A 15,628-nucleotide genomic window follows, 5' to 3' on the forward strand; every position below is an offset into this window, starting at 1 on the left:
GAATTTCCAAGTTTTACAAGGCGAAGAAAATTGGGCTTTTTAAGGAGTGACTAAACAGCATGTTTTTACGCGTTGTTGTACAACAATGACCCTTAAACAGCAGTTTTGACCCTGTTGTTGTACAACAACGGCATGAAACGGAGCTTTCTGCCGCGTTACCGTATCCCTGTAACGTTTAAAACAGGTTTATCCATGGTTTGTAAATTTTGTGTCTAAGAGATTGAAAAATAATCGGAAAGTAAAGAAATAAGCATAAAAAATGAGACTGTCCGCGTTTTTGAGACAGCCTCATTTTAATGCGATTAAAATATAAATGTAGTTACACACCTTTGTGTACGATTCGGGATACTGCTTCGGGAGTCAGGTCTACGCCCACAATGACTCCTTTATCGTCTATCAGAAAGTTCCTCAGTCCTTTCTTCAAACCGTACGCTTTGTACAGCGACGACGATTTTCCCTTTCCATCGTACCACTGATTCGCCGCTTCCAGTCCATCTGTTTTCAAAGTCTCCGTAAATACGGAGAATCTTTCGTCCATCGAAACGGAATACACTGTAATGCGTGTCGAATCCCAATCTTTCACTTTGTTCCAAAGCGCTATGTTGCGAACACGGGAGTCAGCATCGTAAGCTGCCCAGAAATTTACTAACGTGTAGCCTTCGGAACGATTTCGGAAATCAATATCTCTACTGTTTTCCAAAGACTCTATCCTCGGAGCAAGGTCTCCCAAACGATATCCTTCGGTCATCCCTGCTTTATCCGTCCCGGCCGATAAGAATAACCCAATCACCGCGACGGAGAGTACACAAGTTCCAATCTTCATACTTTATATTTATAGTGAAAAAAACATCGAAAAACATATCGAGAATACTCGCTCCGCTTGTCTGTTCAGACCCCAAGAAACGCTTATTTCTTCCATATTTTTCGACCCCCTGATTTTCAGGAGTGAGAAAAAAAGACCGCCTTCGCTAAGGCCGGTCTTTTACCTCAATTCGGGTGCAAAGATAATGCAAAATTTCTGAGCGGAAATCGATTTAACATTACTTGACGCCTGAAAGTCAGGCTTGAAATTCTTTGCAAGCAGTGACTTTTCTTATTCTATCGGCATCCTGAGCCATTCTTGCTCCTCAAACGACCGATTTATATGGGAATCATTGTGAATATATTTATTAATATATTGTTTTCAAATGATATGCGGATAAAAAGAAAGCTCCGTTTGTCAGGCTAAAATCTTAATTTGTGTTATGTAATCGCTCTTACGAATAGCCGTGAACAGGCTGGTATAAGACGAACGCGGTTTGACATTGACTTTATACGTAAGTACAGACGTGTCAGTCTCATAATTCAATTCATAAGAATTACTCATGACGTAGACGTTTTGCTCTTCTAATATCTTGCGCATCAACTTTAAGTTGGGCTCTGCCGTCGAACAGGTAATGACCAGAATCTTATTCACTCCGTCAAGCAAAATCCGTTTTTCGAAGCGTTCCAGCGATATCAGGACGGTTACGGTAAGCAACGTCACGATAATAGCTGCCGTGAACATACCTGCTCCGACGGCCAGCCCGATGACGGCGACCACCCAGATACAGGCTGCCGTGGTCAGTCCGTACACGCTACCGCGGCTCTGAATAATCGCTCCAGCACCCAGAAAACCGATGCCGGTCAATACCTGTGCGGCAATACGTCCCGGATCGCCGTTCAGAAAATTCGGATAAATCTGCGGAATCCAGATCGAGATCAGCATCGCCATGGTAGAACCGAGGCAGATGAGGGTGAACGTGCGCAAACCGGCTTCGCGACGACGCATCTGACGCTCCGTGCCCACAATCGCACCTAACATAAAACTGATTATCAATCGCAGTATGGTAGTCCATATATCGATCTTCGTACTGCTCATTACTTCATTTAACCATTCCATCATTTTATTTGTATTTGGGAAGATACGACATCAAATAAATAAAATAAGAGATTCCCGCACGGGGATGATCGCCGGGCACATCGATGAACGTCACTTTACCTCCGGAAGCACGATGCTTCGCCGCATATGCCTGCGCGTTTTCGAAATGAACCGTCCGGTCGTCTTTTCCGTGAATCAGCACGAACTCGCACCGGTTAGTCCAAGGTTTCAGGCTGTTCGCTTCGAGTATCGCATCAATCTGCTCATTCGCCTGATTCGTGTTGTGTATAAACGCATCCGTAAACAAGTCGTGCGTTTTGTCGGGGAACTCCTTATATGTATGACTCTGTCCGTCGAAGTAAACGGCCAGCCTCGACGCGTATGGTTCTCTTAGCAGGCGTCTCACATCCAAATTGTGATAACCGTTCTTTTTATACCCGTAAATAGCAAGAGGTAACAGATACGGTTCCGGCATCGTTTCCGAAGTCCTTACCTCGTCGGAGATATCTTTCAGCAGACAAGGCGTACCCCCGGCCAGCAGCAGATCGACCGTAAGGCCGTCTATCAGATTCGTTTCCAGTTCCCGTGCTACTTGTGTTGCGACGAAACCGCCCAGCGAATAGCCGGTGACAAGCATATTTTTCTTTTTGGCGTAATGATTCTCCTGCAACACTTTCTGTGAGGCTCGTACGAAATCGATCGTCGTACGCACCATCGATTTTTTTTCTATGTAGGGAATAAAACATTTCCCGTACGAATCGCCAAATCCCGGATAGTCGGGAATCATCACCACATAGCCTTTCGAGGCTTGCCACATCCAGAAAATCAGGTAAGCTTCCAGAGTGGAAGCATCGTAGTCTGTCAATTGTCGGGTAGGGGCCTGTTTGTCCAGTACATACGTGTAAGGAGGCGCAAGGATCTGTCGATGGAGTGTAGCCGAGTCGATGGCCGGCGGTACCAACAACACGCCGGACAGGGTGATTTTTTCGTCGGAACCGTTCGGATTTGCTGAGGAATACATGACCTTGAATGCACGCAACTGAATGTCTCCATCAAAAACGGGCGTATTACCGATCAGGCTAAACGCCGAAAGTCCCAGCCCTTTTTCCGCAGTTTTCAGTTCGGCAAACGTGAATTCCTTTAAGAGCTTCCATTTTACCCCTGAAACCTCCTCCGGTTTGAGAGGGTTATCCGGCCGGTCGACGAGTGAAGGATGATTTTCGTCGCAGGCTGTAAACAGATACAGCGATGCGATAAACCATCCCAGCAGATATTTTATTAGCCTCTCTTTTTTCATGTCCTCCGTTTTTTTCGTGTTACGGAGGGTAAAATTAGGCATTTCCGCCATATTGGCAAATTTACCGGTAATTTACCTGCGCCTTAATCGGGTAAGCCAGTTTTGAATAGACCACCTCGCGAGGACAGTAAAGCGTTTCTAACGCAGGCATCGGGGCCGATTCCAGAAACTTGAGCTTTAGGTTTTGACGGACATCGATTACTTTTAACCCATTGCCCATGCATTTCAGTCGCTTGAGCATCGGATTCTTGCTGACATCCAAATCGGTCAATCGGTTATGTGAACAATTGAGCGACTCTAATGCGGGATTTTTCGCAAGGTTCAACTCGCTGATCGCATTTCCGTTGCAGGCCAATTCGATCAGTGCGCCGTTATGCGAAACATCGATACGATCCAGCGAGTTGCGTCCGCAATCGAGAATCCGGAGTGCGGAATTACGACTTACATCGACCGAGGTGAGCTGGTTCTCACTGCATACCAAACCGGTTAGTGCCTGATTGCGTACCACATCAATCACCGTCAGTTGGTTCGCACTGCAATCCAGATAGTTTAAGCCGCTATTCTGCGATACGACGAGCATCTTCAATTTGTTTTTTCCACAGTTCAGGGTATCGAGCTGTTGATTTTTCGTAATATCAAGTGCCGTCAGATGGTTGTTATGGCAGCTCAACACACGGAGAGCCGGATTCTTAGCAATATCCAGCTTGATAAGCCGGATACTGTTGCAGTGCAAACTCTTCAACGCCGGATTATGGCTTATGTCGAGTGTGATGAGGTTGTTGTCGGAACATTCCAGATCGTTCAGCATCGGGTTGTTACGTACATCCAGCCGGTGAAGTTTATTGCGGGAGCAATCCAACGATTTCAAGGCCGGGAAATAGCTCATGTCTAACACTGTGATACGGTTATCGCTACATTTCAGTTCTTCGAGCGATGAGAAATATTCAAGTCCTTCGACGGATGTCAGTCCCAATCGCGAGCAATCCATCGTTTTGACGGCGCGCGCTTCTGCTCCCGACAATTCACCGTCGCCGTTTGTATCGTACCGTCCGAACAGGAAAGCTGCCAATACGGCATCGGGCACGGTAATGTTTCCACTGTATGTCCGTATGGCGGTGCGGCGTTGCTCTTCCGCGATGCGCTTTTCTTCTTCCAATTTTCGGAGCTCGGCCTGTCGGCGAGCCTCATCGTAATACCTTTCACGCGCGGTAAGCGGGCTCTCCTTGGATGCTTCTTCTTCGCTTTTTACAGCCGTTTCGGCTACTTTCGTCGTCTCTTCTTCCTTCGTCTTTTCCGTTGTGGCGATATATGTTTCGATCTCCGTAATCGTTGTCTGCGTATCTACGCGATACGTCGTGACTGAAGCCGTCAGATAACTCAGGTTTTGATATTCCGTGCCTTTGATCAGATAGACCGATGTGAGCGATGGCATTGCGTTGCAATACAAATTCTTCAATGCCGGATTGTGCGACACGTCTATCGCTGTCAGCCGGTTGATGCTGCATTCCAGATCGGTCAGGGCTGTATTCTGTGAAACGTCAAGTTTCGTCAGACGGTTGCTGCCGCAATCGAGATCGGTCAGCGCCGTATTATGAGAGACAATGAGCGAATCCAGTTTGTTGTGGCCGCAATAGAGTTGCGATAAATGGATATTGTTTTCCAGCACCAAAGTCTTCAGCCGGTTGTTGTTACAGAAAAGATGCTCCAGATTAGTGTTCTGTGTCACATCGAGCGACGTCAGCCGGTTCTCCGCACAGTTCAGCCATCGCAGCGACGGGCACGAACTTATGTCCAGTGATTCTAAACGGTTCATGCCGCAGTGCAGTAGAGCGAGGGCAGGACAATCCTCAAGTCGCAACTGTGTCAAGCGGTTATTGTCGCAGAGCAGCTCCTCCAATACTTTATGATGGCTGACATCGAGCGATCGTAACATATTATTCCGGCAATGCAGTTCGGTCAGTTCCACGTTCTGACTGACGTCGAGCGAATCGAGCCGGTTATTGTTGCAATGCAGCTTTTTCAGCGCCTGATTGCGGCTGACATCGAGCGAAGTAAGGCCGCCACGTTGGAAGTAGTTCGCATACGAACAGTCGAGTTCTTCCAAGGCTGTGAAATATTCGATTCCCTGCAACGAAGTGAGCGGTTTATCCGTACATTTAATTTTCCGTACGGTGCGTGCCTCTTCGACCGATATTTCACCGTCGTTGTTCGTATCGAAGTGCTCCAGCAAATATGCTTTGAAGGCTGTATCGGGAATGGTAATCTGTTGCGCACCGGCGTATAACGACGTGGTCGCAAAAAATAGAATGATATTTTTTCTCATTTCAATAATGTCTTAATCTACGGTCAGTGCACCGACGAGCTCGGCAGCTGACGCGAACCCGTGACGGTCGCAATAAGCTTCGATTCCTTCGATAACACTCTCCGAAATGGTCGGGTCAATGAAATTATAGGTTCCGATCTGAATGGCTGTTGCACCGGCAAGCATAAACTCGACCGCGTCCTGCCATGAAGCGATTCCCCCCATACCGATCACCGGAATCCGGACTGCCGAAGCCGTCTGCCATACCATCCGAAGAGCGACAGGTTTGACGCACGGACCGGACAATCCTCCCGTGACGGTCGAGAGCAAGGGACGACGACGCTCCACATCAATCGCCATGCCGAGCAACGTGTTGATCAGCGACACGGCATCTGCTCCTTCGGCCTCCGCCGCGCGGGCGATCTCGGTAATATCGGTCACGTTGGGCGAGAGTTTCACAATCAGTGTCTTAGGGTAAACCTTGCGCACGGAACGCACCACTTCGACAGCCGACGACGCACAAACCCCGAACGACATGCCTCCTTGCTTCACATTGGGGCACGAGATATTCAGTTCGATGGCAGGAATTCGCTCCAGTGCAGCCATTTTTTCGGCACACTCGACATACGTTTCGATAGACGAGCCGCTGACGTTGACAATCATATTCGTATCAACCTCGCTGAGTCGCGGATAAATCTCACGTGCAAAATAATCGGCGCCTTTGTTTTGCAATCCAACGGCATTGAGCATCCCCGACGGTGTCTCAGCCATACGCGGATAGGGATTTCCTTCGCGCAGCTCCATCGTCGTACCTTTCACAACGATCCCGCCGAGCCGGGCGATATCGAACAAATCGGCGTATTCGATCCCGTAACCGAACGTTCCCGATGCTGTCATTACCGGGTTTTTCAATGTCAAACCTCCTATGGTTATTGTCAAATCTGCCATGTCAATTGATTGATATTAAATACCGGACCTTCGGTGCAGGCGCATACATTGCCTTCGGTGGTGCGCTCGACACAACAGAGACATACGCCGAAACCGCATGCCATCATATTTTCGAGCGATACTTCGCAAGGTGTTCCGACTGTCTTCGCATATTTCGCCACAGCCATCATCATCGGCTTGGGGCCACAAGTATAAATTTGTCCGAATGTTTTCTCTTTCAATATGGAATGTTGGGTTACCAATCCTTTTTCTCCCATCGATCCGTCTTCGGTCGTAACGTATACCGATCCGTGCTTCTCGAAAGCTTCACGTTGCAGGATGTCACTTCCCGAACAGGCACCCAAGAGGAATACCGGAGTAAATCCAACCTTCTTCAACGACTCACCCAAATAGAGCATCGGTGCTGTCCCAACTCCGCCGCCGACGAGCAACAGCTCAGGCGACGACGGTTTCTGTGGAATTGAAAAGCCGTTGCCCAAAGGCAACAACACATTCACCGTTTCGCCTGCTTTATACCGTGCCATGCGTCGCGTACCTTCACCGATCAGGCGTATCAGTAGCCACAGCTCGTTTTGTATTCGATCGACATAGTTGACCGAAATCGGACGGCGCAGAAAAGTTGACGGCGAGTCGTCGACACGCACCTCTACGAATTGTCCGGGAACCATTTCGGGTAATGGCTGCTCGGTCGTCAATTTCAATAAACAATAATCATGGTGTAACGGCTCGTTCGATGTCACCGTCATATCCAACAAATATTTCTTCATCCTCTCCATTTTACTCCACAAGTGCCGGTGTACGGTTTATTTGAGGAAGCGGATAGTCAACGGATATTTCCATGATTCACCATTCAACGCCTTGATGATGGCGATAATGATCATCACAAAAATCGCAATGCCCACGACCGGAACGATGACAAGGCCTACAATCGTTATACATAACACAATAATATATAATGTATAGCTGATTTCGAAATTGAGAATTTCCTTGCCGGCTTCGTCTACTTTAGCACTTTTATCTTTATACAGTAACCAAACAATCAGCGGCACAATGAAGCTCGACAGAAACTGCGAGGCATGCATCAGTCCTACGAATGTCCGTTCGTCTATTCCCAAATCCCATGCTGGCTGTCCCGGCGAAGAAACAGGTGGGGTTAGGAGTTTTGCCTTTTCACGTTCATATTCTTCGTGCGTAATGGCACCTTGATCCAGCAATTTTTTTAACTGTTCCAGTTTTCCGTATGTGTCCATCCGTATTGTTTTTTTGAGTGTCTTATATTCGTTTTACTTCGTGATAATCTTTTGTTTGTTTTTTTGAAGGGACAAAGATAAGCATTTCCGCAAAATACGACAGACTCAGCCGTCAAAAGTGAACGGCCGGACAACAAGCGGAAGCGCACCGGTACAAACCATCCCATATATGAATATCAGGAGGTTGACTCTTCTGTTTTCACATTGACCGGTTGCCCGCAATACTTGCAGTACGAAGCGTCGAGGTCGTTATTTTTTTCGCAATGCGGACATTTTTTACTTCGGGTGCCGGATTTTTGCATCATCGTTGCCGATACGATGCCCGTCGGTACGGCAATAATCGTGTAGCCCAACAGCATGACCAATGCGGAGAGGAAACGTCCGGCCCCCGTCATCGGGGTAATATCACCATAGCCGACGGTGGTGAGCGTCACGATCGTCCAATAAATACTATTCAAGATGTTATCGAACCCCGGCGTGTGATTCGCTCCTTCGATCATATACATCAGCGTACCGAGCGAGATGGTCAGAATCAAGACAAAGAGGAAGAAAACGAAGATTTTGCGACGACTCTCCTTGAGTGAATGAAGCAGAACATTCCCTTCGGAGATAAATCCGAAAAGCCGGAAGATTCGGAACACGCGTATCAGACGGAACGAGCGTGCAATGACCAGATAAGCGGCCGTATGAAAAAAGAAGGTCATATAAAGCGGCAGCGTCGATATTAGATCGACAATGCCGTAGAAACTGAATATATACTTCTTGGGCTTCGGCGAACAATAAATTCGAAGCACGTACTCTACCGTGAAAAACAATGTGATGATCCACTCCAGCACATGCAATATCTGGTTAAACGTGTCCGTAAACAAGTGTAAACTGTCGACGATGATCAACAGAATACTGACCAGAATAAAGATGAGTAACGTTACATCGAAAAGTTTGCCTTCGCGCGTATCTGCCTCGAATATAATTTCATAGATGCGCTCTTTCCGAGTCATTGCCGATAAGGGCTTCTTGGGTAACGAACTTTTTTTGTTTTGCTTTTTCTGTTTCATTATCTGTATCGTTTATGTCATACTTTTTTCCGGTACCGATTGCCGCAAAGCAACTTTTATATCTCGATCAATCATATTAGCCGTGAGTCTTTCCTCAAGTCGAGGCCTCTCGTCTGTGTTCAATATTCGACTTTTTAATTTCTTTATGATCGTAATAGCCCAGAGGAAATAGAAAGCATTTACCTCTATGTCATTCCGGTCTGTCTCGTTATTATTCACTGTTTGCTCTTCAATAAAGCCTGTTACAGGATTCTTCCTGCGAACGCAAAGATATGAAAATTTCATTTGGCGTTATTGCCGTCGGGTAAAACTTTTTCACATCACAGATTAGCCTTGAATGAAGACTTTTTCTTCTTCTCGGACAACTGACAACCCAGTGATTCTCGTGATAGGTGTGTTTCATCAGATAAAATCAGCATGAAGAGGTGGCGTTTTTTTAATAGTCTTAATAATCAATTACTTTTAAGGGATATGGATATTCTTTTTTATCGGGAGTTTTTCGTTTTAGGTGTTAGTTAGATAAAATTAACAGACCGAAGATGTATTTGTTTTCCGGATTTTTCTATCTTAGGAGCATCATTCAATATGGGAATTATGAAAACAAACGCGTTGATTCGAATTATTTTATGGAGCGCATTCTTCGTAGCTACCGGATTTTCCTTGTTCGCACAGGAGGCAGGGAGTGATTTTATTACGGTGAATGGAGTCGTTAAGGATAAGCAAACGAATAAAAAACTGGTGTCCGTCAACGTGTCGATTCCACAAACGACTGTCGGCACAGTCACCAATGCCGATGGCTATTTTTCGATTAAAGTGAAAGATTCGTTGCAGGCGAAAAATCTGGAATTTTCGCATATCGGATATGCCAATTTGCTTTATCCTGTTGGTAACAAGGATATAGAAAATGCCGAAGTGTTTTTACTTCCGAATGCCAATGTCTTGGCTGAAATAACCGTGATGGGGGGTGATGCGCGTGGAATTGTGGAGGAAGCGATAGAGAAAATCGCAACAAACTATCCGGCAAAAGAAAATCTGTTGACCGGCTTTTATCGCGAAGTGATACAGAAACGGAAGCGATATATTAACATTTCGGAAGCTGTCGTTCATATCTTCAAAACGCCTTATACACGTGGCTTCGAACATGATCGGGTACAGGTCTTTAAAGGACGGAAGCTGCTTAGCCAGAAAGCGGGCGATACGTTGGTTGTCAAGCTGGAGGGAGGACCTAATCTGTCGCTTTATATCGATTTGATCAAGAATAAAGAGTTGCTACTCGACAAGACGGAAATGGAAAATTACTCGTTCCGTTTCGGAGAGCAGGCCATGATAGACAACAGGCCTCACCATCAAGTGAACTTCCAGCCGCGTTTGTTGTTGCCTTATGCCCTTTACTATGGCTCTTTATATATCGATAAGGAAACGATGACGATCACTCGTGCCGAGTTTAACCTCAGCATGGACGACCGTTCGAAAGCGACTCAGGCCATGTTGCGCAAAAAGCCTTTCGGCTTGCGTTTTAAGCCGGAACGAATGACTTTTCTTGTGGCCTACAAACGTCATGAGGGACGTAGCTATCTGAATTATGTGCGTAACGAAGTGCGCTTCAAATGCGACTGGAAACGGCGCTTGTTTTCGACTTCTTATACCGTTTTTTCCGAAATGGTCGTTACCGAACGGAAAGAAGATGATTTTTCCCGAATTTCATACAAAGAATCCTTTAAGTCCGGCCATTCTTTGTCGGATAAAGTCGGAAACTTTTATGATGAAGATTTTTGGGAAGGTTACAATATTATCGAGCCTACCGAATCGCTGGAGAATGCCGTTAACAAGCTAAAGAAGCAGTATAAATGATGTCTGCGTTGTTGTATCGTTTGTGTTTCTGACATAGCAGGTGAGCATAATCTTTTCCGATTGAAATCACCTGCTTTTTTTACGTTGGCCGTTTATCGCTTATTGAAAAATCAAGTTGGTAGCTTCCAGCAGTGCTTCAATCGTTTGAGCCTCTGTCATCTCTCCGTTCGGATGATGGAGTACAAATCCTCCGGGTGATTCTCCGTCTGTTTGGATATAGATGTCGCTATCGATATGCCGGTGTGCGAGGATGCCGTTGCGCTGTAATGCTTTGCGTACCATCGCGTAACGGTTACCATGCCCCTCGATGCGAATTTGTGCGCGGAATACATTGTCGATACGAAAGAAGCCGGTCTCTGTGTCATACGTAATGCCTTTGCGCGAAAAGAAGTTGCTTAGTTTTCCTTCGAGCGAAAGATCTTCGGGGGTTCCGGTAACAATGCCGTTCACTTTGTCCATCAGCCATATTTTATCGGCAATCTGTAAAGCGAGCTCCAGATCGTGGGTCGACATGAAAACGGTTTTGTCAAGCGTCTGCGTCAAGTTGTGAAGCAATTGCATAATCTCGACTTTGCTCGGAAAATCGAGGAAAGCCGTCGGCTCGTCGAGGAAGATGACGGGTGTTTCCTGTGCCAGCGCTTTTGCGATCATCACCTTTTGGCGTTCTCCGTCACTTAGCGTATGCACCATACGTTGGGCAAGCGCCCTGATATTCACCAGTTCGATGGCTTCCTGCACGGCCTCCTTATCTTTTTGCCTCAGCGTTCCCCAGAAACCGGTGTACGGGCTGCGTCCGAGGCCAATCAATTCTTCTGCCGTCATGTTTCGGATATCACATTTTTCCGTCAGGACGACGCCGATGATCGTAGCTAATCTTTTGTCGTCGTACTGCGAAAGCGGTCGGCCGAGGATTTCAATTTCGCCGCTGAGCGGAGCCTGAAAAGCGGAGAGGGTACGCAACAAGGTTGATTTTCCGACACCGTTTGTTCCTAATAGACATGTCAATTCGCCGCTGTTGATTTGCGCGTGAATATGGGATGCCACACGCTTCGTGCCGTGCTTGTCGGGATATCCGATGCTCAGATCCCGAATATTTATCGTCGTTTGTTTCATTCGCTCATTTCGTTTTTACGTTTGCTGAAAAGGACATACACGACGATCGGGGCACCGATAAGCGCCGTGATGGAGTTGACCGGCAACGCACCTTCGAAGCCGGGCATACGTGCGATCAAGTTGCACAGCAGAGCTAGTGAAGAGCCGGTAAGTACGGCTGCGGGCATCAATACGCGATGATCGGAGGTGCGCAGCAAGCCTCGGCACAGATGGGGTACAGCGAGCCCGAGAAAAATCACGGGGCCACAATAAGCCGTCACAATGGCTGTAAGGATTCCCGAACAGGAGATGACATACAACCTTGCCCGCTTGATATTCAAACCCAGATTCTTCGCATAGCCGTCGCCGAGAAGCAGCAGATTAAGGGTTTTAATCAGCAAGAACGACAGTGGCAGCAATACGGCCATGATGCAGATGAGGAGCGTCATCTGGTTGCCCGATACACGCGCGAAACTACCCAATCCCCAAATAACATATGCGCGAATGTCTTCCTCGACACTGAAGTATTTGAATACGCCGATAATCGCATTCGCGACGTAACCGATCATCACTCCGATAATCAGCAAAGTTACGCTTCCTCGGACCTTCTGCGAGACAAATACGATCAGCGTCATTACCGACAGCGCACCTGCCGTAGCCGCGATTGTGAGGGCAATCTCTCCGATGTATCCCAGTTTGCTCAAGGCTACGCCGCCGAGGCTGCCCGAAAGCAGGATTACCGAAGCTACGCCGAGGCTGGCTCCTGAACTGATGCCCAGCACGGAAGGGCCGGCCAAAGGGTTGCGGAACACGGTTTGCATCTGCAGGCCGCTTACGGATAATCCTGCACCGGCCACCAACGCCGTAAGTGACTGAGGAATCCGCGACTTCCAGACAATATTTTGCCATACGACGGGTTCTTCTGCCGATCCGCAGACAATGTTCCAAACCGCTCGTAAGGGGATGTGTACAGATCCCAGTACGAGGTTGAGGAAGAAAAAGAAGACGATCGATACCGTGATGAAGATCAGTACAAGAACCGTGTATCGCTTCATTTCAATAATTTGTAATATACCGGTTCGTAATCGGGCAGCAAATCGGGGTGGAACACCCGGATCAAGTCGGCCAGTATGACTTCCGGTTGCGAAGGAGCGCTTTCGTAAAACGGTTGTTTACGCAGGTTGCAGTAAATAATCCCTTTGTCGCGGAAGGCTTTGAAATCGGTGTAGCGATTGTCTTCTTTACGCAAGGCGTCGTATGAAAACTCCCCGTCGAAACTGTTCACGATACGCCAGTATTGAGCACTCTCGGCTTGACTGTAGACGGCTTCGAAGTCGAGCGTAAGTCCTCCGGAATGCGTATCGTCTTTCAGAAAGTAATTGGCTCCGGCATCGCGGAACTGCTGTGCGAGAAAACTTTTTCCACCGACGGCATACCAATTGCCTCCCCGCATTTCGCCGCTGAACACGACAGGACGCTCTTCGACATCGGCGGTCAGCGCCTTCAATTCATTGTATTTTCGTTCAATCTCGTCGAAACGTTCATTCGCTTCTTCTTCACAACCGGTCAGCAATCCGATCAATCTGATCCATTCGGCTTGTCCGAGCGGGGTCAGTTCTTTGTAGCCCAGATGAGGAATCAGGGGAACTCCTGTTTCTTTCAAGGCTTCATATCCTCCGCGTTTAAACGGAGAGATCAGGATAATTTCCGGATCCATCCCGATAATGATTTCGGTATCGAAATTCCCTTCGATGCCAATTTTCCGTGTTTGGCCTGTTTTCAGCTGTTCGTTCATCTTCGGGTCGAAGAGATGGCGTGTACTGGTAATGCCCGCCACAAGGTGCTGCCTGTCGAGCTTGATGAAATTCGATAGTTGCAACGAAGTCATACAAACGACCTTTGTTATGGGGATGGGAATTCTTTCGTAACCGTCCGGAGCAGAGATATCCTGCTCATCTTTGGGGACGAGGGCATAATGATAGGAGGCTCCTTCTTCCTTTTGCGGGTCTTGAATATCTACGAGCCATATTTTGCCGGAAGAGGTGATGCGAAACCCCTCTGCATAATGGGTGCGCATTTGCTCTGTTCGCTCCTTATCGGCGGTATCTCCCGTACTTTTATCGGCTTGTCGCTTGCCTGTCTGCTGACACGATGCCCAAAGCATCAGCATGATGCAGACGATCATTTTTTTCTTCATTTCTATGTATGTATCATTTCTTGCTCCTTCACCCGAAAGCGGTCTGTCCTGTATGCAATAGGCAGGTCTTCTGACTTGTTCCGGTAAGCACGCCTTCCCGGTTTTTCGACCAGTGGCGGAGGTTGTGCTCCCATCAATAGAACTTACAGCTACGGGGATAGTTCCCGATTTTCACGGGATTCCCTTTTCATTTCGCTTCGTGTATGACGAACCGAAAAACCTTTGCGGAAGCAAAGATAGTGCAAGCAAAAGCAACGGCAAAAAAAATTGTCTTCTTTTGCGAAAATGCCTACCTTTGAGACCCGATTAATAAAGACGAATGAAGATGAAGCGAATGATAATGAGTGTGCTGTTCTTCGCATGCGCAATAATCAGCGCCGGAGCGCAGGATATGGCCGAGCTGTTTGTGAAGATGCCGGACGAATATATGGTCGAGCTGGAAGATGCGTGGCGGAAAGATCTGGTGGATCTCTACAAAGCAGGGAAAGAAGCCAAGCTGCAGAACATGATGCAAGGCACATCGCAATTGATGAAACTTACCCCCGATTATCTGAAAATACAGACGAGCGGGCGAAGCACAGTCGAACTGAGACGCCTCCCGCTGGTTAATCATACATATATCCTTTGTAGGGTTACGACCGTTTCGGCTCCGGTATCCGACAGCCGTATCGATTTTTTTACGACGGATTGGAAACCACTTCCTGCCGGCGACTTGTACACACCCGTTTCGGCCGGTGATTTTCTACGATCGGATATCGATACAACCGAAGTCGCTTTTCTCGATGTGACGGCTGCACTCGATATGGATTTATTCGTTTACCGACTGAGTGAAGAAACACAGACATTGACTGCTGAATACACGACTTTGCAGTATCTCGACAAGGCGATGCGTGAAAAAGCGAAACAATTTTTTCAAACAGAACCGAAGGTTTTGATGTGGACAAAGGGGCGCTTCGAATAGGCGATGGTTTTTTATTTTTCAGGTACGGGAAATTCTTTGTGGGTAGCGCGTTCGGTAGCCGATGCTTTTTCCGAGCAGCTTATCCCGATGTCGGAATATCTTCTGAAAGATACGGTGAAGCAGTCGTTTTTCTCTTTATCTGAAGGAGAGCGAGTAGGCTTTGTCTTTCCGGTGCATTCGTGGGGTGTGCCTCCGCTGGTGAAAGATTTTATTCGCTGGGTTCGTTTTGATGTTCATGCTGCACCATTCATTTACGCTATTTTTACGTGTGGCGACGAATGCGGATATACAGGACGGATGTTTCAGCGCTTGCTTGCAGAGCGGGGATGGAAAAGCCGTCACATCTATTCGTTGCAGATGCCGAACAGTTACATTGTTTTTCCCGGATTCGACGTAGATGATAAGGCATTGGAAGAAAAGAAAAAGAAGAGGGCGAAAGAAAAACTTCCCGGCCTGATTCGGGCGATAGCCGACGATGAGCCGGCAGATTGTTACCTTACCGGTTCGATGCCTTTCCTGAAATCGAAGGTGATCTATCCGTTGTTTTGCAGATATGCACTGAACAGCCGACCGTTCCATGTGTCCGACGATTGCATCGCATGTTCCCTTTGTGTCTCGCAGTGCCCCACCGCCAACATTACACTGGTCGATAAAAAGCCGCGCTGGGGGAGGAATTGCACGCAATGTCTGGCATGTATTCATCATTGTCCTGTTCGCGCCATCGAATACGGCAAAACCACTCAAAAAAAAGGACGATATACGTACTGTTGACTAT

The 15,628-nt window shown here is 47.4% G+C and carries 14 protein-coding genes and 1 riboswitch; of the genes, 3 read left to right on the plus strand and 11 right to left on the minus strand.

All coding sequences use genetic code 11. From position 1 onward, the window contains the following. Window positions 1–319 precede the first annotated feature (319 nt). The 8 genes from Q4A89_RS01380 to Q4A89_RS01415 form a co-directional block, all read right to left on the minus strand. Entirely contained in the window at window positions 320–823 is a 504-nt protein-coding gene (locus Q4A89_RS01380) for a hypothetical protein (RefSeq protein WP_303183164.1), read from the minus strand. Between the two features lie 396 nt (window positions 824–1,219). Next, window positions 1,220–1,924, minus strand: coding sequence for an MgtC/SapB family protein (locus Q4A89_RS01385; protein ID WP_303183166.1), 705 nt, complete (start codon window positions 1,922–1,924; stop codon window positions 1,220–1,222). Window position 1,925: 1 nt separating this feature from the next. Further along, window positions 1,926–3,197 (minus strand): S9 family peptidase, encoded by a 1,272-nt coding sequence (locus Q4A89_RS01390; RefSeq protein WP_303183168.1) that lies wholly within the window; start codon window positions 3,195–3,197, stop codon window positions 1,926–1,928. Window positions 3,198–3,258: 61 nt separating this feature from the next. Beyond that, complete coding sequence (locus Q4A89_RS01395) at window positions 3,259–5,520, minus strand: leucine-rich repeat domain-containing protein (protein WP_303183170.1); 2,262 nt, start codon at window positions 5,518–5,520, stop codon at window positions 3,259–3,261. Window positions 5,521–5,532: 12 nt separating this feature from the next. After that, window positions 5,533–6,447, minus strand: a complete 915-nt coding sequence (locus Q4A89_RS01400; RefSeq protein WP_303183172.1) for a dihydroorotate dehydrogenase — start codon at window positions 6,445–6,447, stop codon at window positions 5,533–5,535. After that, the gene (locus tag Q4A89_RS01405; protein WP_303183173.1) at window positions 6,435–7,214 is read right to left on the minus strand and encodes a dihydroorotate dehydrogenase electron transfer subunit; all 780 of its coding nucleotides are present in this window, start codon (window positions 7,212–7,214) and stop codon (window positions 6,435–6,437) included. The genes Q4A89_RS01400 and Q4A89_RS01405 overlap by 13 nt, the downstream gene beginning before the upstream one ends. Window positions 7,215–7,250: 36 nt before the next feature. After that, window positions 7,251–7,697: a DUF4870 domain-containing protein gene (locus Q4A89_RS01410; protein ID WP_303183174.1), complete on the minus strand. Its 447-nt coding sequence runs from the start codon at window positions 7,695–7,697 to the stop codon at window positions 7,251–7,253. Between the two features lie 176 nt (window positions 7,698–7,873). Next, window positions 7,874–8,695 carry an ion transporter gene (locus Q4A89_RS01415; protein WP_303183237.1) on the minus strand — a complete coding sequence of 274 codons (822 nt, stop codon included), beginning with the start codon at window positions 8,693–8,695 and terminating at the stop codon, window positions 7,874–7,876. A gap of 642 nt (window positions 8,696–9,337) precedes the next feature. Here Q4A89_RS01415 and Q4A89_RS01420 point away from each other — a divergent pair. Continuing rightward, complete coding sequence (locus Q4A89_RS01420) at window positions 9,338–10,603, plus strand: carboxypeptidase-like regulatory domain-containing protein (protein ID WP_303183176.1); 1,266 nt, start codon at window positions 9,338–9,340, stop codon at window positions 10,601–10,603. A gap of 99 nt (window positions 10,604–10,702) precedes the next feature. On the opposite strand, the gene Q4A89_RS01425 is transcribed toward Q4A89_RS01420, so the two are convergent. Genes Q4A89_RS01425 through Q4A89_RS01435 form a run of 3 tightly spaced genes read right to left on the minus strand, consistent with a single transcriptional unit; the run spans window position 10,703 to window position 13,892 of the window. Next, complete coding sequence (locus Q4A89_RS01425; RefSeq protein ID WP_303183178.1) at window positions 10,703–11,716, minus strand: ABC transporter ATP-binding protein; 1,014 nt, start codon at window positions 11,714–11,716, stop codon at window positions 10,703–10,705. Further along, window positions 11,713–12,750 carry an iron ABC transporter permease gene (locus Q4A89_RS01430; protein WP_303183179.1) on the minus strand — a complete coding sequence of 346 codons (1,038 nt, stop codon included), beginning with the start codon at window positions 12,748–12,750 and terminating at the stop codon, window positions 11,713–11,715. Before Q4A89_RS01430 ends, Q4A89_RS01425 begins: the two co-directional genes overlap by 4 nt. Next, complete coding sequence (locus Q4A89_RS01435; protein ID WP_303183181.1) at window positions 12,747–13,892, minus strand: ABC transporter substrate-binding protein; 1,146 nt, start codon at window positions 13,890–13,892, stop codon at window positions 12,747–12,749. Before Q4A89_RS01435 ends, Q4A89_RS01430 begins: the two co-directional genes overlap by 4 nt. 42 nt (window positions 13,893–13,934) lie before the next feature. Beyond that, window positions 13,935–14,131, minus strand: a riboswitch (cobalamin riboswitch). Window positions 14,132–14,217: 86 nt separating this feature from the next. On the opposite strand from Q4A89_RS01435, the gene Q4A89_RS01440 reads away from it, so the two are divergent. Next, on the plus strand, window positions 14,218–14,853 hold the full coding sequence (locus Q4A89_RS01440) for a DUF3256 family protein (protein ID WP_303183182.1): 636 nt from the start codon (window positions 14,218–14,220) through the stop codon (window positions 14,851–14,853). A 3-nt stretch (window positions 14,854–14,856) separates the two neighbouring features. Beyond that, window positions 14,857–15,624, plus strand: a complete 768-nt coding sequence (locus tag Q4A89_RS01445; protein WP_303183184.1) for an EFR1 family ferrodoxin — start codon at window positions 14,857–14,859, stop codon at window positions 15,622–15,624. Window positions 15,625–15,628: the final 4 nt, after the last annotated feature.

The sequence above is a fragment of the Tannerella sp. genome (assembly GCF_030528505.1).
Classification (GTDB): Bacteria; Bacteroidota; Bacteroidia; order Bacteroidales; family Tannerellaceae; genus Tannerella.